Source organism: Streptococcus sp. FDAARGOS_256 (assembly GCF_002289235.2).
Classification (GTDB): Bacteria; Bacillota; Bacilli; order Lactobacillales; family Streptococcaceae; genus Streptococcus.
The window spans coordinates 1805922-1822219 of record NZ_NTGM02000001.1; the positions used below are offsets into that span (position 1 = coordinate 1805922).

A 16298-nucleotide genomic window follows, 5' to 3' on the forward strand; every position below is an offset into this window, starting at 1 on the left:
CTCAAGAGAACTTTCTCTCCATGAGGAGAAGGTTCTTTTGGGATTTTAAAAGGAAACGATATGAAGAAATATATTTTTATGCGTGTATTGCGTTCATTGTTGTCTATTTTCTTGGTGACAACATTGACCTACACAATTATCTATACGATGGTTCCTCGAAAATTGATTTTCAAGCAGGATACCAACTATAACAAGATTGCAACGACGCCGGACAAGCGGGATAATTATGAAAATACCGTTTATGAGCGGATGGGCTATATCGAGTACTACGATACCAAGGAGTTGCAAGAAAAAGCTAGCACGATAGACTCATCTGTAACAGTAGATGCCAATGATACCAACAAGGCAATCTACGAAAAATACATCAACCAACTAGGAAATGGTTGGACACTTGGTGTGTTCTCAGAAAGTGGTCAATTCTATGCTACGCGTGAAATTCCAATTTTTGAACGTGTTTTCAAATTCTATTCCAACTTGATTGATATTGATCATCCAAACAAGATTCAAGACCCTGAAAATCCAAACTTGCAACGTTATCTTCGTTTTGAAAATGACCCTGCTATCGGTTGGTCATTGGTTGGTTCAGGTACAAAACATAAATACCTTTTGTATTTCAACAATCAATTCCCATTTGTACACCAAAACTTTGTGAACATTAACTTGGGTGACTCTTACCCAACTTATGCAAACACACCAGTGCTTCAAGTTATCACACAAGGTCAGGGACAAACTAAGACATCAGAAGTTCAATTCCCTACAGGTAAAAAGACTTCATCTGTAGATATTTACTCTCGTACCTACAAATCTCCAAGTCAAGCAGATGCGCGTGAAGTAGCCAACTATGGTAAAGACGATCCATATACAGCTACAGAAAGCAATTATCAATACCCATCAATGATCGCAAGCTCAGCGGTTGCTGGTTTGATTGGTTTGATTATTTCGTATGCGATTGCGATTCCACTTGGATCTGCCATGGCTCGTCACAAGAATACTTGGATTGATAGCTTCTCGACAGGTGCTCTAACCTTCTTGCTTGCACTTCCAACGATTGCCTTGGTTTATATCGTGCGCTTGATTGGATCATCTATCGGTCTGCCAGATTCATTTCCTATCTTGGGAGCTGGGGACTGGCGTTCATATGTCTTGCCAGCAGTCATTCTAGGTTTGCTGGGTGCACCAAGTACAGCTATCTGGATTCGTCGTTACATGATCGACTTGCAATCTCAGGACTTCGTTCGTTTTGCTCGTGCAAAAGGTTTGTCTGAAAAAGAAATTTCAAATAAACACATCTTTAAAAATGCCATGGTTCCTTTGGTTTCAGGTATTCCTGGTGCCGTAATCGGGGTTATCGGTGGTGCAACATTGACAGAAACGGTCTTCGCTTTCCCAGGTATGGGTAAAATGTTGATTGACTCTGTTAAGGCATCAAACAACTCAATGGTAGTTGGTCTTGTCTTCATCTTCACATGTATTTCTATCTTCTCACTCTTTGTAGGGGATATCTGGATGACCATGCTTGATCCACGTATTAAATTGACAGAGAAAGGAGGCAAATAATGTCAACAATCGGAAAAGAAAAATTTCAGTTCGTAAAACGTGACGATTTTGCCTCTGAAACAATTGACGCCCCTGCCTATTCATACTGGGGTTCTGTATTTAGACAATTTCTAAAGAAAAAATCAACAGTCCTTATGTTGGGGATTTTGGTTGCCATTATCTTGATGAGCTTTATTTACCCAATGTTCTCAGATTTTGACTTCAACGATGTAAGTAAGGTCAATGACTTCTCTGCTCGTTTTATCAAGCCCAATGCTGAACATTGGTTTGGTACAGATAGCAATGGTAAATCCTTGTTTGACGGGGTTTGGTTTGGTGCGCGTAATTCAATTCTTATCTCTGTAATTGCCACTTTTATCAACCTTGTGATCGGGGTTATTGTTGGTGGAATTTGGGGAATTTCAAAATCCGTTGACCGCGTCATGATGGAAGTTTATAACATTATTTCAAACATTCCGTCTCTCTTGATTGTCATTGTCTTGACTTACTCAATTGGTGCTGGTTTCTGGAATTTGATTTTTGCCATGAGTGTGACAACTTGGATTGGGATTGCTTATATGATTCGTATCCAAATCATGCGTTACCGTGACTTGGAATACAACCTTGCTTCTCAAACACTTGGGACACCAACCTTTAAAATCATCGTTAAAAATATCATGCCACAATTGGTATCCGTTATTGTTTCTACGATGACCTTGATGTTGCCAAGCTTCATCTCTTATGAAGCCTTCCTTTCCTTCTTTGGATTGGGATTGCCTGTAACAGTGCCAAGTTTGGGACGTTTGATCTCAGATTACTCACAAAACGTTACGACCAACGCTTACTTATTCTGGATTCCGTTGACAACCTTGATCTTGGTGTCCCTATCTCTCTTCGTTGTTGGTCAAAACCTAGCGGATGCTAGTGATCCACGTACACATAGATAGGAGTAGACATGACAAAAGAAAATAATGTAATTTTGACTGCTCGTGATATTGTCGTGGAATTTGACGTTCGTGACAAAGTTCTGACAGCTATCCGAGGAGTTTCTCTGGACCTGATTGAAGGGGAAGTTCTTGCCTTGGTAGGTGAGTCCGGTTCTGGTAAATCTGTTTTAACAAAAACCTTTACAGGGATGTTAGAAGACAATGGACGTATTGCCCAAGGAAGCATCGACTATCGTGGACAAGACTTGACCGCTCTTACTTCTAACAAGGAATGGGAGAAGATTCGTGGTGCTAAAATTGCGACTATCTTCCAAGACCCTATGACAAGTTTGGACCCAATCAATACAATCGGTAGCCAAATCACTGAAGTTATCGTTAAACACCAAGGGAAAACAGCTAAGGAAGCCAAAGAGATGGCAATCGACTATATGAATAAGGTCGGAATTCCAGACGCTGAAAAACGTTTTGATGAGTATCCTTTCCAATATTCTGGAGGGATGCGTCAACGTATCGTTATCGCGATTGCCCTTGCCTGTCGTCCAGATATCTTGATCTGTGACGAGCCAACAACGGCCCTTGATGTTACCATTCAAGCGCAAATCATTGATTTGCTTAAAACCTTGCAAAATGAGTACCACTTTACCATTATCTTTATCACCCATGACCTTGGTGTGGTAGCAAGTATTGCCGATAAGGTAGCGGTTATGTATGCTGGTGAAATTGTAGAATACGGAACTGTTGAGGAAGTCTTCTACGACCCACGTCATCCATATACTTGGAGTCTCTTGTCTAGCTTGCCTCAGCTTGCTGACGATAAAGGGGAATTGTACTCTATCCCAGGAACACCACCGTCTCTTTATACTGAGTTGAAAGGTGATGCCTTTGCCCTTCGTTCAGATTATGCTATGCAAATTGACTTTGAACAGAAAGCACCTCAGTTTTCAGTCACGGATACCCACTGGGCTAAGACTTGGTTGCTTCATGAGAATGCTCCTAAAGTTGAAAAACCTGGAGTCATTGCAGATTTGCATGACAAGATTCGTGATAAAATGGGCTTTGCTCATCTAGAAGACTAGGAGGAAGGAAATGTCTGAAAAATTAGTAGAAATTAAAGATTTAGAAATTTCCTTCGGTGAAGGAAGTAAGAAGTTTGTCGCGGTTAAAAACGCCAACTTCTTTATCAACAAGGGAGAAACCTTCTCTCTTGTAGGTGAGTCTGGTAGTGGGAAAACAACCATTGGTCGTGCTATTATTGGTCTAAATAATACTAGTAAAGGTGAAATCATCTTTGATGGTCATAAAATTAATGGGAAAAAATCTCATAAGGAATCATCAGACTTGATCCGTCGCATCCAGATGATTTTCCAGGACCCTGCAGCCAGCTTGAATGAGCGTGCAACAGTTGACTATATCATCTCTGAAGGTCTTTACAACTATCACTTGTTTAAAGATGAAGAAGATCGAAAAGAAAAAGTTCAAAAGATGATTCATGAAGTTGGACTTTTGAAAGAACACTTGACCCGTTACCCACACGAGTTTTCTGGTGGTCAACGCCAGCGTATCGGGATTGCCCGTGCTCTTGTGATGGAACCTGATTTCGTTATTGCGGATGAGCCAATTTCAGCCTTGGACGTATCAGTGCGTGCGCAAGTCTTGAACTTGCTCAAGAAGTTCCAAAAAGAGTTGGGCTTGACCTATCTCTTTATCGCCCATGACTTGTCAGTTGTTCGCTTTATCTCAGATCGTATCGCGGTTATCTATAAGGGAGTTATCGTCGAAGTGGCGGAGACAGAGGAGTTGTTTAACAATCCTGTCCACCCATACACTCAAGCGCTTCTATCTGCTGTACCGATTCCAGATCCAATCTTGGAACGCAAGAAGGTCTTGAAAGTTTACGATCCTGACCAACATGACTATGAGACAGACAAGCCATCTATGGTAGAAATTCGTCCAGGTCACTATGTTTGGGCCAATCAAGCAGAAGTTGCTCGATACAAAGAAGCTCTTAAAAAATAAACAGACTAGGAGAGGGCCGAAAGGTCTTCTCATTTTTAATAGAAAAAATTCCCCTTCTACTAGCTTGTAAAAGGGGAATTGTATTATCATTAACGTTTAGACCAGGTACGTTTCATAAAGAGTAGCAAAATTGGGTATATCTCTAAACGACCTGCAATCATTGCAAAGGAGAGTAGGATTTTAGAGATGGGACTAAAGATGGCAAAACTCGAGGTTGTACCTAGAATAGGTCCGATATTGTTAAAACAGCTGAAGACCGCACTGGTCACGACTAGAAAATCATTGCTATCAAGACTGACGATAAAGATGAGGGAGAGAATAATCATCATATAGATAGCAAAATATTTAAGAATCTTGTGCTGGGTATCCTTATCAATCACAGTTTTATTGACGTGTAGAGTCAAAACACGGTGAGGGGATAAGGTGGACAAAATCTGATTTTTTGCGATTTTAGAGAGGATAAGTCCTCTGATCACCTTAAGACCACCTGCAGTTGAGCCAGCTGATCCACCGATTCCCATGAGGAAGAGGAGGATAAATTGGGAGAAGAGGGGCCAGTTGGTAATATCTCCGTAACCAAAACCTGTTGTCGTGATGATATTGGAAACCTGGAAGAAGGCCATTTCAACACTCTTAGAGACACCTTGATAGAGGTGGAGTGTATTAAGCGTAATCAAGCCTGTAGAAACTAGGACAATGATGATATATGCTCGTAGTTCTTCATCTCCCAAGAAAGCCTTAACCCGACGGAGCATGAGGTAGTAGTAGAGATTGAAGTTAACTCCAAAAACCAGAACTCCGATACTAACTAGATAGGTGATGAGCGAGCTACCATAGTGGGCAATTCCGTCGTTATAGACGGTAAAGCCCCCAGTTCCTGCCGTTCCCATAGCGATGACAAAACTATCATAGAGAGGCATGCCTGCTAGATAGTAGATAACCACAAAAAGGGAGAAGAGAGCCAGATAAAGCAGATAGAGAATCTGGGCAGTGTTTTTTAGCTTGGATACGACCTTGCCAAAGACAGGTCCAGGGACCTCAGCCTTCATCACCTCCAAGTGGCTATTCTTGGCATTGTCCATAATGGCAAGTGCAAAGACGAGTACCCCCATCCCTCCGATCAAGTGGGTGAAACTTCGCCAGAAGAGGAGGGAACGAGTGAGAACGGAAACATCGTTCAGAATAGTTGCTCCTGTAGTCGTAAATCCAGAACTGATTTCAAAGAAGGCATCGATGACGCTGGGGATTTGTCCTGAAAAGACAAAGGGGAGGCCGCCAAAGAAAGACCATAAAATCCAACAGAGGGCAACAATTAAGACCCCTTCCTTGGCATAAATCCGTTGATTTTTCGGTTTCCGTAAAACGCCTAGACCACCGAGAAGGACTAAAATGCCAATCGTAGAAAAGAGAGCGATAAATACTTGATTGGATTCTTGGTAATAGATCGCTACACTAACAGGGACTAGGAGAAGAACAGCCTCAATCAAGAGAAGTTTTGAGAGGAGGTAACGAATCATACTTTTATTCATTTTTTACCTCTCAATCAAATCATAGATTTTGGTGATGTTTGGCAATAAGGTCGTCACGAGTAACTTGTCTCCCACCTCAAGTATATCCTCTCCAGTAGGGAAGATTGTTTTTCCTTTTCGGATAATGGCTGCGATGAGAACCTCTTTTTTCAATTTCAACTGTGATAGAGGTTTGGCAGTCATTTTATTAGCTTCCTTGATTTGGAATTGGAGAGTTTCAATTTGACCGTTTGCTAGATGGTGCATGGCTTGAAGGTCTGAGTACTGAGCGTTTACTCGACCACGGATAAAGTGCATAATGGTATCTACTGCGATGCTTTTTGGTGTGATGATACTTGAAAAATCAGGTGCGTGGATAATCTCTAGAAGGCTTGTTCGGTTGACCTTGGTGATATTCTTATGGACGCCAACACGGTCAAGAAACATAGAAGTGATGATATTTTCCTCATCAACTCCAGTCAAGGTTGCGACTGCGTCATAGTGGGGAGCACTTTCTTCCAGCAAAATGTCTTTTGCAGTTCCATCTCCTTGGACAATATAGAGATTGGGGAACTTTTCACTGAAGAAACGAGCTCTTTCAGGATTGATCTCGATGACCTTGGTATCAATGCGACTGTCTTTTAAAATCCCTAGTAGATAATAAGCAATCTTTCCAGCTCCAACGATAAGTAAGCTTTTAACTGCGCGAGATTTAAAATAGTTATGGAAAAGCATCATATCTACACGATTTCCCGTAACAAAAATCCTATCCTTGTCTTGGATAGTAACATCACCACTTGGAATCATCAGTTGATGATCTCTCTCCATAGCACAGACAATGATATTGCCAAACTTTTTACGGAAGTCTGAGATTGGCATTTGACAAAGACCGCTAGAATCCTTGACAACAAACTCCATGAGACTGACCCGACCTCCAGCAAATCGTTCGACAGAGAGGGCATTAGGGAAATCAATGATATTTGAGATCGCACGCGCTGCTAGGAGTTCTGGATTAACGATAAGTGAAAATCCAAGAATATTTTTCTCTTTAAAATAGGCATTAGAGTATTCAGGATTTCGCACCCGAACGATGGTTTCTTTAGCCCCCATTTTTTTAGCAAGTACCGCTGAAATCATATTCACTTCATCGTGTTCGGTTAGGGCGATAAAGATATCGCACTCTTGAACACCGGCTTGCTCCAAGATGGCAAAGTCAGCACCATTTCCAAGGAGACCTATGATATCATAGCGACTGACAATGTGATTGAGGACAGCCTCATCTTGTTCGATGAGGACAACGTCATGGTTTTCTGCAACCAGTGAACGACAGAGGGCGAAACCAACTTTCCCTCCACCAACGAGGACAATTTTCATATAAAAAACCTACTTTTTCATGATGTAACTATCATACCCTTTTTTAGCAAAAAATGCACTTGCTAAGGCGATTTTTAAGGGAAGAAAGGCCTTTTTCACGTTTTGAAGATACATTTGCTTAATTTCTATAACGATGTCTCCGATTTGAAGTGATTTGGCTCTTTTACTATACCTTTTCAGAAAGGGAATGACCAAACATGAAAATATCATCAAAAAAAGTAAAAAAATCAAGTCATTTCTATTGACAATGATTCTGAAAGTGTTATACTAAGAAAGTAGTTTCGCTGATTTACTTCAAACCTGTTGTGAGGTAAGTTAACGATGCCTTAACCACGCTGTTTGCTGAGCTTGACTCCGGGCAGTGTGGCTATTTTTTTGCAATGATAAAAGGAAACCCGTAATGACAAATCACATTGTATTATTTGAACCTCAGATTCCACAAAATACAGGTAACATTGCGCGTACTTGCGCTGCGACCAATTCTCCCCTCCACATCATCAAACCGATGGGATTTCCGATTGATGATCGGAAGATGAAGCGGGCTGGTTTGGACTACTGGGATAAGCTTGAGATTTATTTTTATGACAGTTTGGAAGATTTCATGTCTCAGATGAAGGGTAAACTCTATCTGATTTCAAAATTTGCGGAAAAGGTCTATTCTGAAGCAGATTTGGCAAGTGGTTGGGATCATTATTTTCTCTTTGGACGTGAAGACAAGGGCTTGCCTGAGGACTTTATGCGAGAACATCCTGAGAAAGCTCTCCGTATTCCTATGAACGATGAGCATGTTCGCAGCCTCAATGTTTCCAATACCGTATGCATGATTGTCTATGAAGCGCTCCGTCAGCAGAATTTTGCAGGTCTTGAGCTTGTTCACACCTATGAAGCAGATAAATTGAAATAATCAAAATGCTTGCACTTGCAAGCGTTTTTTGTTATGATTAAAAGGTCTTCAGGGCTGGGTGAGATTCCCGACCGGCGGTGACTTTAACTAGCTATTTTGGCTTTCTCTTCGTTGTCTTGTCTCGATATACTTAAGTATTATCTTCGACTGCGACGCCTAGATTAATCCAAAATATCTTAGTTAAAGAAGTCCGCGAGCGCAAGCTGATGTGGTGCGATTCCACAACCGACAGTATAGTCTGGATGGGAGAAGACGAAAGAATGGCTTTGTCTGTTCTAATGAGTTTATAGATGAATTGCAACCGCTTGCTCAAAAGAGTGAGAGGGAACTTTTGGGATATAAAAAGTGAGAATAGATAGAGGGATCCTTTCCAACTTCTTCTGATTTTATAGAAAATTGGAGGAACCTGTTATGACAAACACACGTCGAATTTCGACCATTGCGATTTTATCAGCCATTTCATTTGTGCTGATGTACTTTGACTTTCCGCTCTTGCCAGCGGCAACCTTCCTCAAGATCGAGTTTAGTATCTTGCCAGTCCTTGTAGGCTTGGTGGTGATGGATTTGCCAGCTGCTCTAGGAATTCTCTTGATGCGCTCACTCTTGAAGTTGCTTCTGAATAGCCAAGGAGTGAATACCTACATTGGCTTGCCAATGAATATCGTAGCTTTGGGAGTTTTTGTTATCGTCTTTGGTTTGATTTGGAAAAAGGAACGTAGCACCCTTCGTTTCCTACTAGCATCTCTAGCGGGAACTTTTGGATTGACTTCTGCCATGTTGGTTCTCAACTATGTCTATGCGGTTCCTTTATACGCGCAGTTTGCCAACTTTGATATTAGAGAAATTATAGGACTTTCTAACTACTTGATGACTATGGTTTTACCTTTTAACCTGATTGAAGGTATCATCTTTGCCGTTTCATTCTGGTTGTTATACGTCCTCTTGAAACCAACCTTAAAACATTATGAGAGATAAACAAACATTTTTAATGAAGGGCAGTTTTGCCCTTTTACTTTTCGTCCTTCTTGGCTATATGGTTAAGTTCTATCCTGAAACGCTGGTCGGTTTTGATCAACCTCTTCAGACTGCTCTTCGTGGGAACTTGCCAGATTATTTGACAGTTCTATTCCGTGCGCTTACGCATTTGATTGATATCCCAGTAATCATCACCTGGGTTGCCATTGCAGCCTTTATCTTTTATCGTAAGCAGTGGAAGATAGAAAGCTACTTCATGGCGGGTAATCTAGCCTTAGCCGGTCTTTTAATCGTGACCTTTAAAAACATCTACCAGCGCCCACGGCCAGCTATTTTACATCTGGTAGAGGAGAAGGGATTTTCTTTTCCAAGTGGCCATTCTCTGGCTGTAACTTTGATGGTAGGTACTCTGATTGTCATTCTCAGTCAACGGATTAAAGATCCGGTTTGGAGAAAAATTGTGCAAATCGTCCTTGGCTTCTACCTAGTCAGTGTGCTTCTATCTCGGGTCTATCTGGGAGTTCACTACCCATCAGATGTTCTTGCCAGTTTCTGTGTAGGTTTGGGGGTCTTGTTTATCGAATTTCCTTTCTATGACAAGCTTCGCTTCCAATGGCGATTTAAAGGCAAGCAGAAGTGAGATAGGTCTTGCAAGAATGGTAAAAATCTGATAAACTAAGTAGTAATTGAATAGAAATCCGCAAGACTAGTAACTCAAGGGAAGTATATCAGGGAGGAGAGCCGTGACTGCAAGCTCTCTATATGAAAGCTGGGTGAATTCACTTGCGCATGGATTTAGAAATGAAGGTCTGACTTGTCAGATGAAAACGGATGGTACCGCGTGTCAACGCTCCGAGTGGAGTTTTTGGCATGTGGTTTTCTTTTTATCTACGAGAGACTGATGGAGGAATTATGTCAACTATTGAAGAACAATTAAAAGCACTTCGCGAAGAAACGCTGGCTAGCTTGAAGCAGATTACTGCTGAAAATGAAAAAGAGATGCAAGACTTGCGTGTCTCTGTCCTTGGTAAAAAAGGGTCGCTTACGGAAATCCTTAAAGGGATGAAAGATGTCTCTGCTGAGATGCGTCCAATCATCGGGAAACATGTTAATGAAGCTCGTGATGTTTTGACGGCAGCCTTTGAAGAAACAGCTAAGCTCTTGGAAGAAAAGAAAGTCGCAGCTCAACTAGCTAGCGAGAGCATTGATGTGACACTTCCAGGTCGCCCAGTTGCGACTGGGCATCGTCATGTCCTCACACAAACCAGTGAAGAAATCGAAGATATTTTCATCGGGATGGGGTACCAAGTCGTGGATGGTTTTGAAGTGGAGCAAGACTACTATAACTTCGAGCGTATGAACCTCCCAAAAGATCACCCAGCCCGCGATATGCAGGACACTTTCTACATCACAGAAGAAATCTTGCTCCGTACTCACACGTCTCCAGTTCAGGCGCGTGCTATGGATGCTCATGATTTTTCAAAAGGTCCTTTGAAGATGATCTCACCGGGGCGTGTGTTCCGTCGTGATACGGACGATGCAACCCACAGTCACCAGTTCCACCAAATCGAAGGATTGGTTGTTGGGAAAAACATCTCTATGGCAGACCTTCAAGGAACCCTTCAGTTGATTGTCCAAAAGATGTTCGGTGAAGAGCGTCAGATCCGTCTGCGTCCATCCTATTTCCCATTCACAGAGCCATCTGTTGAGGTGGATGTTTCCTGCTTCAAGTGTGGTGGAGAAGGCTGTAACGTATGTAAGAAAACAGGTTGGATCGAGATTATGGGTGCCGGTATGGTTCACCCACGTGTCCTTGAAATGAGTGGAATCGATGCGACTGTTTACTCTGGATTTGCCTTTGGTCTTGGTCAAGAGCGTGTAGCTATGCTCCGCTACGGAATCAACGATATCCGCGGCTTCTACCAAGGCGATGTCCGCTTCTCAGAACAGTTTAAATAAGATTGAAACCTGAAACACAGTCCTATACAGTCCTAGTCATTTTCTCTCGATGAGAATAGTAAGGACTGACTCGAAGAAAAAGAAAGGAATTGAAAAGGTCTTACTTGGTGGGATCTTACAATCAGAATTATGCTTGTATCTTATAAATGGTTAAAAGAATTGGTGGACATTGATGTGCCATCACAAGAGTTGGCTGAAAAAATGTCAACTACGGGGATTGAGGTCGAAAGTGTGGAATCACCAGCTACCGGTCTCTCAAAAATTGTCGTCGGTGAGGTCTTGTCTTGCGAAGATGTGCCAGAAACACACTTGCATGTCTGTCAGGTTAACGTTGGCGAAGAAGAAGCCCGTCAGATCGTTTGTGGTGCACCGAATGTACGTGCTGGAATCAAGGTCATGGTAGCTCTTCCAGGAGCTCGTATCGCGGACAATTACAAAATCAAAAAAGGGAAAATCCGTGGTTTGGAGTCACTTGGAATGATCTGTTCACTTGGTGAACTGGGAATTTCTGACTCGGTCGTACCGAAGGAATTCGCAGATGGTATTCAAATCTTGCCTCAAGATGCAGTACCAGGTGAGGAAGTCTTCTCATATCTAGACTTAGATGATGAAATCATCGAACTTTCTATCACACCAAACCGTGCAGACGCTCTATCTATGCGTGGGGTGGCTCATGAAGTGGCAGCCATCTATGACAATGCAGTCAACTTTAAAGAATTCAGTTTAACAGAAACAAATGAAGCTGCAGCAGACGCCCTTTCTGTAGGCATTGAGACAGACAAGGCGCCTTACTATGCGGCCCGTATCTTGGATAATGTGACCATCGCACCAAGTCCACAATGGTTGCAAAACCTCCTTATGAACGAAGGTATCCGTCCAATTAACAATGTCGTAGACGTAACCAACTACATCCTGCTTTACTTTGGTCAACCGATGCATGCCTTTGACTTGGATACTTTTGAAGGGACCGACATCCGTGTGCGTGAAGCGCGTGCTGGTGAAAAATTGGTGACCTTGGACGGTGAAGAGCGTGACTTGGAAGCAAATGACTTAGTCATCACTGTCGCAGACAAGCCAGTAGCCCTTGCAGGTGTCATGGGTGGTCAAGCAACAGAAATCTCTGAAAATTCTAGTCGTGTTGTCCTTGAAGCAGCTGTTTTCAATGGCAAATCGATCCGCAAGACTAGCGGACACCTCAACCTTCGTTCTGAGTCGTCTTCTCGCTTTGAAAAAGGCATCAATGTGGCAACTGTTAATGAAGCCCTTGATGCGGCGGCTAGCATGATTGCTGATCTTGCAGGTGCGACGGTGCGTAAGGGCATCGTTTCAGCGGGGGAGCTTGACACTTCAGATGTGGAAGTTTCTTCAACCCTTGCAGACGTTAACCGCGTCCTTGGTACGGAGCTTTCCTATGCTGATGTGGAAGATGTCTTCCGTCGTCTTGGCTTTGGCCTTTCTGGCAATGCAGAAAGCTTTACAGTCAGCGTACCCCGTCGTCGTTGGGATATCACTATCGAAGCTGACCTCTTTGAAGAAATCGCCCGTATCTATGGTTATGATCGCTTGCCAACTAGTCTTCCAAAAGATGACGGTACAGCTGGTGAATTGACTGCGACACAAAAATTGCGTCGCCAAGTTCGTACCATCGCTGAAGGAGCAGGTTTGACAGAAATTATCACCTACGCTCTGACAACTCCTGAAAAAGCAGTTGAGTTTACAGCTCAACCAAGTAACCTTACAGAACTCATGTGGCCAATGACAGTGGATCGTTCCGTTCTCCGTCAAAATATGGTCTCAGGTATTCTTGATACAGTGGCCTACAACGTGGCTCGTAAGAACAAAAACTTGGCTCTTTATGAGATTGGAAAAGTCTTTGAACAAACAGGCAATCCGAAAGAAGACCTACCAAACGAAATCAACAGCTTTGCCCTTGCTTTGACAGGCTTGGTTGCAGAAAAAGACTTCCAAACAGCAGCAGTTCCAGTTGATTTCTTCTATGCTAAGGGAATCCTTGAAGCGCTCTTTACTCGCTTGGGACTAGAAGTGACTTATACAGCAACAGCTGAGATTGCAAGTCTCCATCCAGGACGTACAGCCGTGATTTCACTCGGCGACCAAGTTCTTGGTTTCCTTGGCCAAGTGCATCCAGTCACTGCCAAGGCCTACGATATTCCAGAAACGTATGTAGCTGAGCTCAACCTTTCAGGCATCGAAGCTGCCCTTCAACCAGCTGCTCCATTTGTAGAAATCACTAAATTCCCAGCAGTCAGTCGTGACATGGCTCTACTCCTCAAGGCAGAAGTCACTCATCAAGAAGTTGTAGACGCTATCCAAGCTGCAGGCGTGAAACGTTTGACAGATATCAAACTCTTTGACGTCTTCTCAGGCGAAAAACTGGGAGTTGGCATGAAGTCAATGGCCTATAGCTTGACCTTCCAAAATCCAGAAGATAGCTTAACAGACGAAGAAGTCGCACGCTATATGGAAAAAATCCAAGCATCACTCGAAGAAAAAGTGAATGCAGAAGTGCGTTAATAGTCTAAAATCCATCCCTCGGGGTGGATTTTTAGTTTCAAAAGGACAGTTCAGAAGAGAAAAGCGATAGTTGAGGAGGAAGCCATCTCAGAAAGTCTTTAATGAGTTATACTAAAGCTATCGCTGAAGCACTTAAATTTATTAGAGATAGGATACTTTTGCTACTTATAATCCGATAAAATGGACATAAATCGTTGTAAAGGCTATCAAAAAGGAGTATAATAAGTGCAACATATCTCGGAGGTGGAAGATGCTAGAAGTAAGAAATCTAGAGAAAAGTTTCGGTTCCAAGCAAGTTTTGTTTGGTGTCGATTTTCAGGCAAGCCCAGGACGAATTCTAGGGCTGGTCGGGAAAAATGGTGCTGGGAAAACAACGATTTTCCACAGTATTTTGAAATTTTTGGAGTATCAAGGAGAGATTAGTCTGGATGGGCAGGAGATTCGCCAGGAAACTTATGCTCGGATTGGCTATCTGCCTGAAGAACGCAGTCTCATGCCCAAGTTGACAGTTCTTGAGCAAGTTCGCTACCTGGCAACTCTAAAAGGCATGGATGCTAAGGAGGTCAAGGAAAAACTCCCTCAATGGATGGAAAAACTGGAAGTTAAGGGGAAATTAACAGATAAAATCAAGAGCCTCTCAAAAGGGAATCAACAGAAAATCCAGCTGATTATCACCCTCATCCATGAACCAAACTTGATTATCCTAGATGAACCTTTTAGTGGTTTGGATCCAGTCAATACTGAGTTACTCAAGCAGGTCATCATAAAAGAAAAAGAGCGTGGTGCGACCATTATCTTTTCAGACCATGTCATGACCAATGTCGAGGAGCTTTGCGATGATATTCTCATGATTCGAGATGGGCGTGTGGTCTTGCATGGCCCGGTCCAAGAAGTTCGTAATCAATACGGTAAAACACGTCTCTTTGTCTCAAGTGAACGAAGCAAGGAAGAGCTGGAAAGTCTTCCTCATGTCAAACAGGTGTGCTTGACCAAGCAAGGCAGTTGGAAATTGATCCTAGATGATGAGAGCGCTGGAAGGGAACTCTTCCCAATCCTCACTCAAGGTCAATACATCGCGACCTTTGACCAACAAGCTCCAACAATCGATGAAATCTTTAAACTAGAATCAGGGGTGGAAGTATGAGAAATATGTGGGTAGTTATTAAAGAAACCTATCTTCGACATGTCAAGTCGTGGAGTTTCTTCTTTATGGTGATTTCGCCGTTCCTCTTTTTAGCCTTATCTGTAGGAATCGGCTTTCTCCAAGGGTCTTCTATGGCCAAGAATAGCAAGATAGCAGTAGTAACAACTGTGCCATCTGTGGAAGAAGGGCTCAAGGGTACCAATGGTATCAACTTTGATTATAAGGATGAAGCCAGTGCCCAGGCTGCTATCAAGGATGAGAAAATCAAGGGTTACCTAACCATTGACCAAGAGGACAGCGTCCTCAAGGCCGTCTATCATGGTGAAACTTCTCTTGAAACAGGCATCAAACTAGCAGTAACCAATAAGTTAAATGAACTGCAATACCAACTGAATCGCTCGGCAGCTAATTTGTCTCAAGAACAGGAAAAACGCCTGAGTCAAACTGTTGATTTTACTGAGAAGATTGATGAATCTAAGGAAAACAAAAAAATTGTTCAAACCATTGCGGCCGCAGGGCTTGGTTTCTTCCTTTATATGATTTTGATTACCTATGCTAGTGTCACTGCTCAGGAAGTAGCTAGCGAGAAAGGAACCAAAATCATGGAGGTGGTCTTCTCTAGTATCCGAGCTAGTCATTATTTCTACGCTCGCATGCTGGCTCTACTTCTTGTGATTTTGACTCATATTGGCATTTACGTCGTGGGTGGACTTGCTGCCATTCTGCTCTTTAAAGACCTACCAATCTTGGCACAATCTGGGATTTTAAATCATCTAGGAGAGGCCTTCTCGCTCAATACCTTATTGTTTGTCTTGGTTAGCCTCTTTATGTACGTTGTTTTAGCAGCCTTCCTAGGATCTATGGTTTCTCGCCCTGAGGATTCAGGAAAGGCCTTGTCGCCATTGATGATCTTGATTATAGCAGGATTTGTCGGAGTGACTTCTCTAGGTGCTGCTGGGGACAATTTAGTTCTGAAAATTGGTTCCTATATTCCTTTCATCTCGACCTTCTTTATGCCGTTTAGAGCTATAAATGGGTATGCAAGTGGTCTAGAAGCTTGGATTTCCCTTGCTATAACGGTTGTTTTTGCAGTCACTGCAACTGCCTTTATCGGACGCATGTATGCTAGCCTAGTCCTTCAAACGGATGATTTGGGAATCTGGAAAACCTTTAAACGTGCCTTAGCTTATAAATAGGAGAGCCTCGCAAAAGCGAGGTTTTTCTAGATGTTAAACACTGAAATCGGCAAAAATATTTTTCATATCTATTGACTTTTAGTAGTGAAATTTGGTATGATAGTAGACGGTATTGTTTACCCCATTTGTAAGGCCCCGGAACCTTTCAAATACCCCGCGGACCGGAACATCCGCCCTGTAAACAAAAACGATATTCATATAGGA

At 42.5% G+C, this 16298-nt stretch carries 13 protein-coding genes and 1 riboswitch; of the genes, 11 read left to right on the forward strand and 2 right to left on the reverse strand.

Annotation, left to right across the window (positions count from 1 at the left end; genetic code table 11):
- Window positions 1–60: 60 nt before the first annotated feature.
- The 4 genes from A6J84_RS09105 to A6J84_RS09120 are packed head-to-tail and all read left to right on the forward strand — an operon-like array spanning window position 61 to window position 4499.
- Window positions 61–1557 (forward strand): ABC transporter permease, encoded by a 1497-nt coding sequence (locus A6J84_RS09105; protein WP_000759885.1) that lies wholly within the window; start codon window positions 61–63, stop codon window positions 1555–1557.
- Entirely contained in the window at window positions 1557–2483 is a 927-nt protein-coding gene (oppC, locus tag A6J84_RS09110) for an oligopeptide ABC transporter permease OppC (protein ID WP_000103938.1), read from the forward strand. Before A6J84_RS09105 ends, oppC begins: the two co-directional genes overlap by 1 nt.
- A gap of 8 nt (window positions 2484–2491) precedes the next feature.
- The gene (locus A6J84_RS09115; RefSeq protein ID WP_000159699.1) at window positions 2492–3559 is read left to right on the forward strand and encodes an ABC transporter ATP-binding protein; all 1068 of its coding nucleotides are present in this window, start codon (window positions 2492–2494) and stop codon (window positions 3557–3559) included.
- Window positions 3560–3569: 10 nt separating this feature from the next.
- The gene (locus A6J84_RS09120; RefSeq protein WP_001291311.1) at window positions 3570–4499 is read left to right on the forward strand and encodes an ATP-binding cassette domain-containing protein; all 930 of its coding nucleotides are present in this window, start codon (window positions 3570–3572) and stop codon (window positions 4497–4499) included.
- A gap of 89 nt (window positions 4500–4588) precedes the next feature.
- On the opposite strand, the gene A6J84_RS09125 is transcribed toward A6J84_RS09120, so the two are convergent.
- Together A6J84_RS09125 and trkA are read right to left on the reverse strand one after the other, a co-directional pair.
- On the reverse strand, window positions 4589–6028 hold the full coding sequence (locus tag A6J84_RS09125; protein WP_001043426.1) for a TrkH family potassium uptake protein: 1440 nt from the start codon (window positions 6026–6028) through the stop codon (window positions 4589–4591).
- A 3-nt stretch (window positions 6029–6031) separates the two neighbouring features.
- Window positions 6032–7381: a Trk system potassium transporter TrkA gene (gene trkA / locus A6J84_RS09130; protein WP_000706812.1), complete on the reverse strand. Its 1350-nt coding sequence runs from the start codon at window positions 7379–7381 to the stop codon at window positions 6032–6034.
- Window positions 7382–7781: 400 nt separating this feature from the next.
- Here trkA and A6J84_RS09140 point away from each other — a divergent pair, with 400 nt between their 5' ends.
- The 7 genes from A6J84_RS09140 to A6J84_RS09170 all read left to right on the forward strand — a co-directional run bounded on the left by A6J84_RS09140 (window position 7782) and on the right by A6J84_RS09170 (window position 16094).
- The gene (locus A6J84_RS09140; RefSeq protein ID WP_000181365.1) at window positions 7782–8285 is read left to right on the forward strand and encodes a tRNA (cytidine(34)-2'-O)-methyltransferase; all 504 of its coding nucleotides are present in this window, start codon (window positions 7782–7784) and stop codon (window positions 8283–8285) included.
- 40 nt (window positions 8286–8325) lie between these two features.
- A riboswitch (FMN riboswitch) is annotated at window positions 8326–8543 on the forward strand.
- A gap of 153 nt (window positions 8544–8696) precedes the next feature.
- Complete coding sequence (locus A6J84_RS09145; RefSeq protein WP_000185815.1) at window positions 8697–9260, forward strand: ECF transporter S component; 564 nt, start codon at window positions 8697–8699, stop codon at window positions 9258–9260.
- Entirely contained in the window at window positions 9250–9900 is a 651-nt protein-coding gene (locus A6J84_RS09150) for a phosphatase PAP2 family protein (protein WP_002880813.1), read from the forward strand. The genes A6J84_RS09145 and A6J84_RS09150 overlap by 11 nt, the downstream gene beginning before the upstream one ends.
- A gap of 272 nt (window positions 9901–10172) precedes the next feature.
- Window positions 10173–11219, forward strand: coding sequence for a phenylalanine--tRNA ligase subunit alpha (gene pheS / locus A6J84_RS09155; protein ID WP_000103743.1), 1047 nt, complete (start codon window positions 10173–10175; stop codon window positions 11217–11219).
- Between the two features lie 129 nt (window positions 11220–11348).
- Window positions 11349–13754, forward strand: a complete 2406-nt coding sequence (gene pheT / locus A6J84_RS09160; RefSeq protein ID WP_095726425.1) for a phenylalanine--tRNA ligase subunit beta — start codon at window positions 11349–11351, stop codon at window positions 13752–13754.
- 250 nt (window positions 13755–14004) lie between these two features.
- Window positions 14005–14898 carry an ABC transporter ATP-binding protein gene (locus A6J84_RS09165; protein WP_000895266.1) on the forward strand — a complete coding sequence of 298 codons (894 nt, stop codon included), beginning with the start codon at window positions 14005–14007 and terminating at the stop codon, window positions 14896–14898.
- Window positions 14895–16094 carry an ABC transporter permease gene (locus A6J84_RS09170; protein WP_001245366.1) on the forward strand — a complete coding sequence of 400 codons (1200 nt, stop codon included), beginning with the start codon at window positions 14895–14897 and terminating at the stop codon, window positions 16092–16094. Before A6J84_RS09165 ends, A6J84_RS09170 begins: the two co-directional genes overlap by 4 nt.
- The last annotated feature ends 204 nt before the right edge of the window (window positions 16095–16298 follow it).

Bases quoted from the DNA above. Each gene is read 5' to 3' on its own strand.
- oppC (WP_000103938.1), top strand. From the start codon at position 1,557: ATGTCAACAATCGGAAAAGAAAAATTTCAGTTCGTAAAACGTGACGAT.
- A6J84_RS09145 (WP_000185815.1), top strand. From the start codon at position 8,697: ATGACAAACACACGTCGAATTTCGACCATTGCGATTTTATCAGCCATT.
- A6J84_RS09120 (WP_001291311.1), top strand. From the start codon at position 3,570: ATGTCTGAAAAATTAGTAGAAATTAAAGATTTAGAAATTTCCTTCGGT.
- A6J84_RS09165 (WP_000895266.1), top strand. From the start codon at position 14,005: ATGCTAGAAGTAAGAAATCTAGAGAAAAGTTTCGGTTCCAAGCAAGTT.
- A6J84_RS09150 (WP_002880813.1), top strand. From the start codon at position 9,250: ATGAGAGATAAACAAACATTTTTAATGAAGGGCAGTTTTGCCCTTTTA.
- pheT (WP_095726425.1), top strand. From the start codon at position 11,349: ATGCTTGTATCTTATAAATGGTTAAAAGAATTGGTGGACATTGATGTG.
- trkA (WP_000706812.1), bottom strand. From the start codon at position 7,381: ATGAAAATTGTCCTCGTTGGTGGAGGGAAAGTTGGTTTCGCCCTCTGT.
- A6J84_RS09105 (WP_000759885.1), top strand. From the start codon at position 61: ATGAAGAAATATATTTTTATGCGTGTATTGCGTTCATTGTTGTCTATT.
- A6J84_RS09125 (WP_001043426.1), bottom strand. From the start codon at position 6,028: ATGAATAAAAGTATGATTCGTTACCTCCTCTCAAAACTTCTCTTGATT.
- A6J84_RS09170 (WP_001245366.1), top strand. From the start codon at position 14,895: ATGAGAAATATGTGGGTAGTTATTAAAGAAACCTATCTTCGACATGTC.
- A6J84_RS09140 (WP_000181365.1), top strand. From the start codon at position 7,782: ATGACAAATCACATTGTATTATTTGAACCTCAGATTCCACAAAATACA.
- A6J84_RS09115 (WP_000159699.1), top strand. From the start codon at position 2,492: ATGACAAAAGAAAATAATGTAATTTTGACTGCTCGTGATATTGTCGTG.
- pheS (WP_000103743.1), top strand. From the start codon at position 10,173: ATGTCAACTATTGAAGAACAATTAAAAGCACTTCGCGAAGAAACGCTG.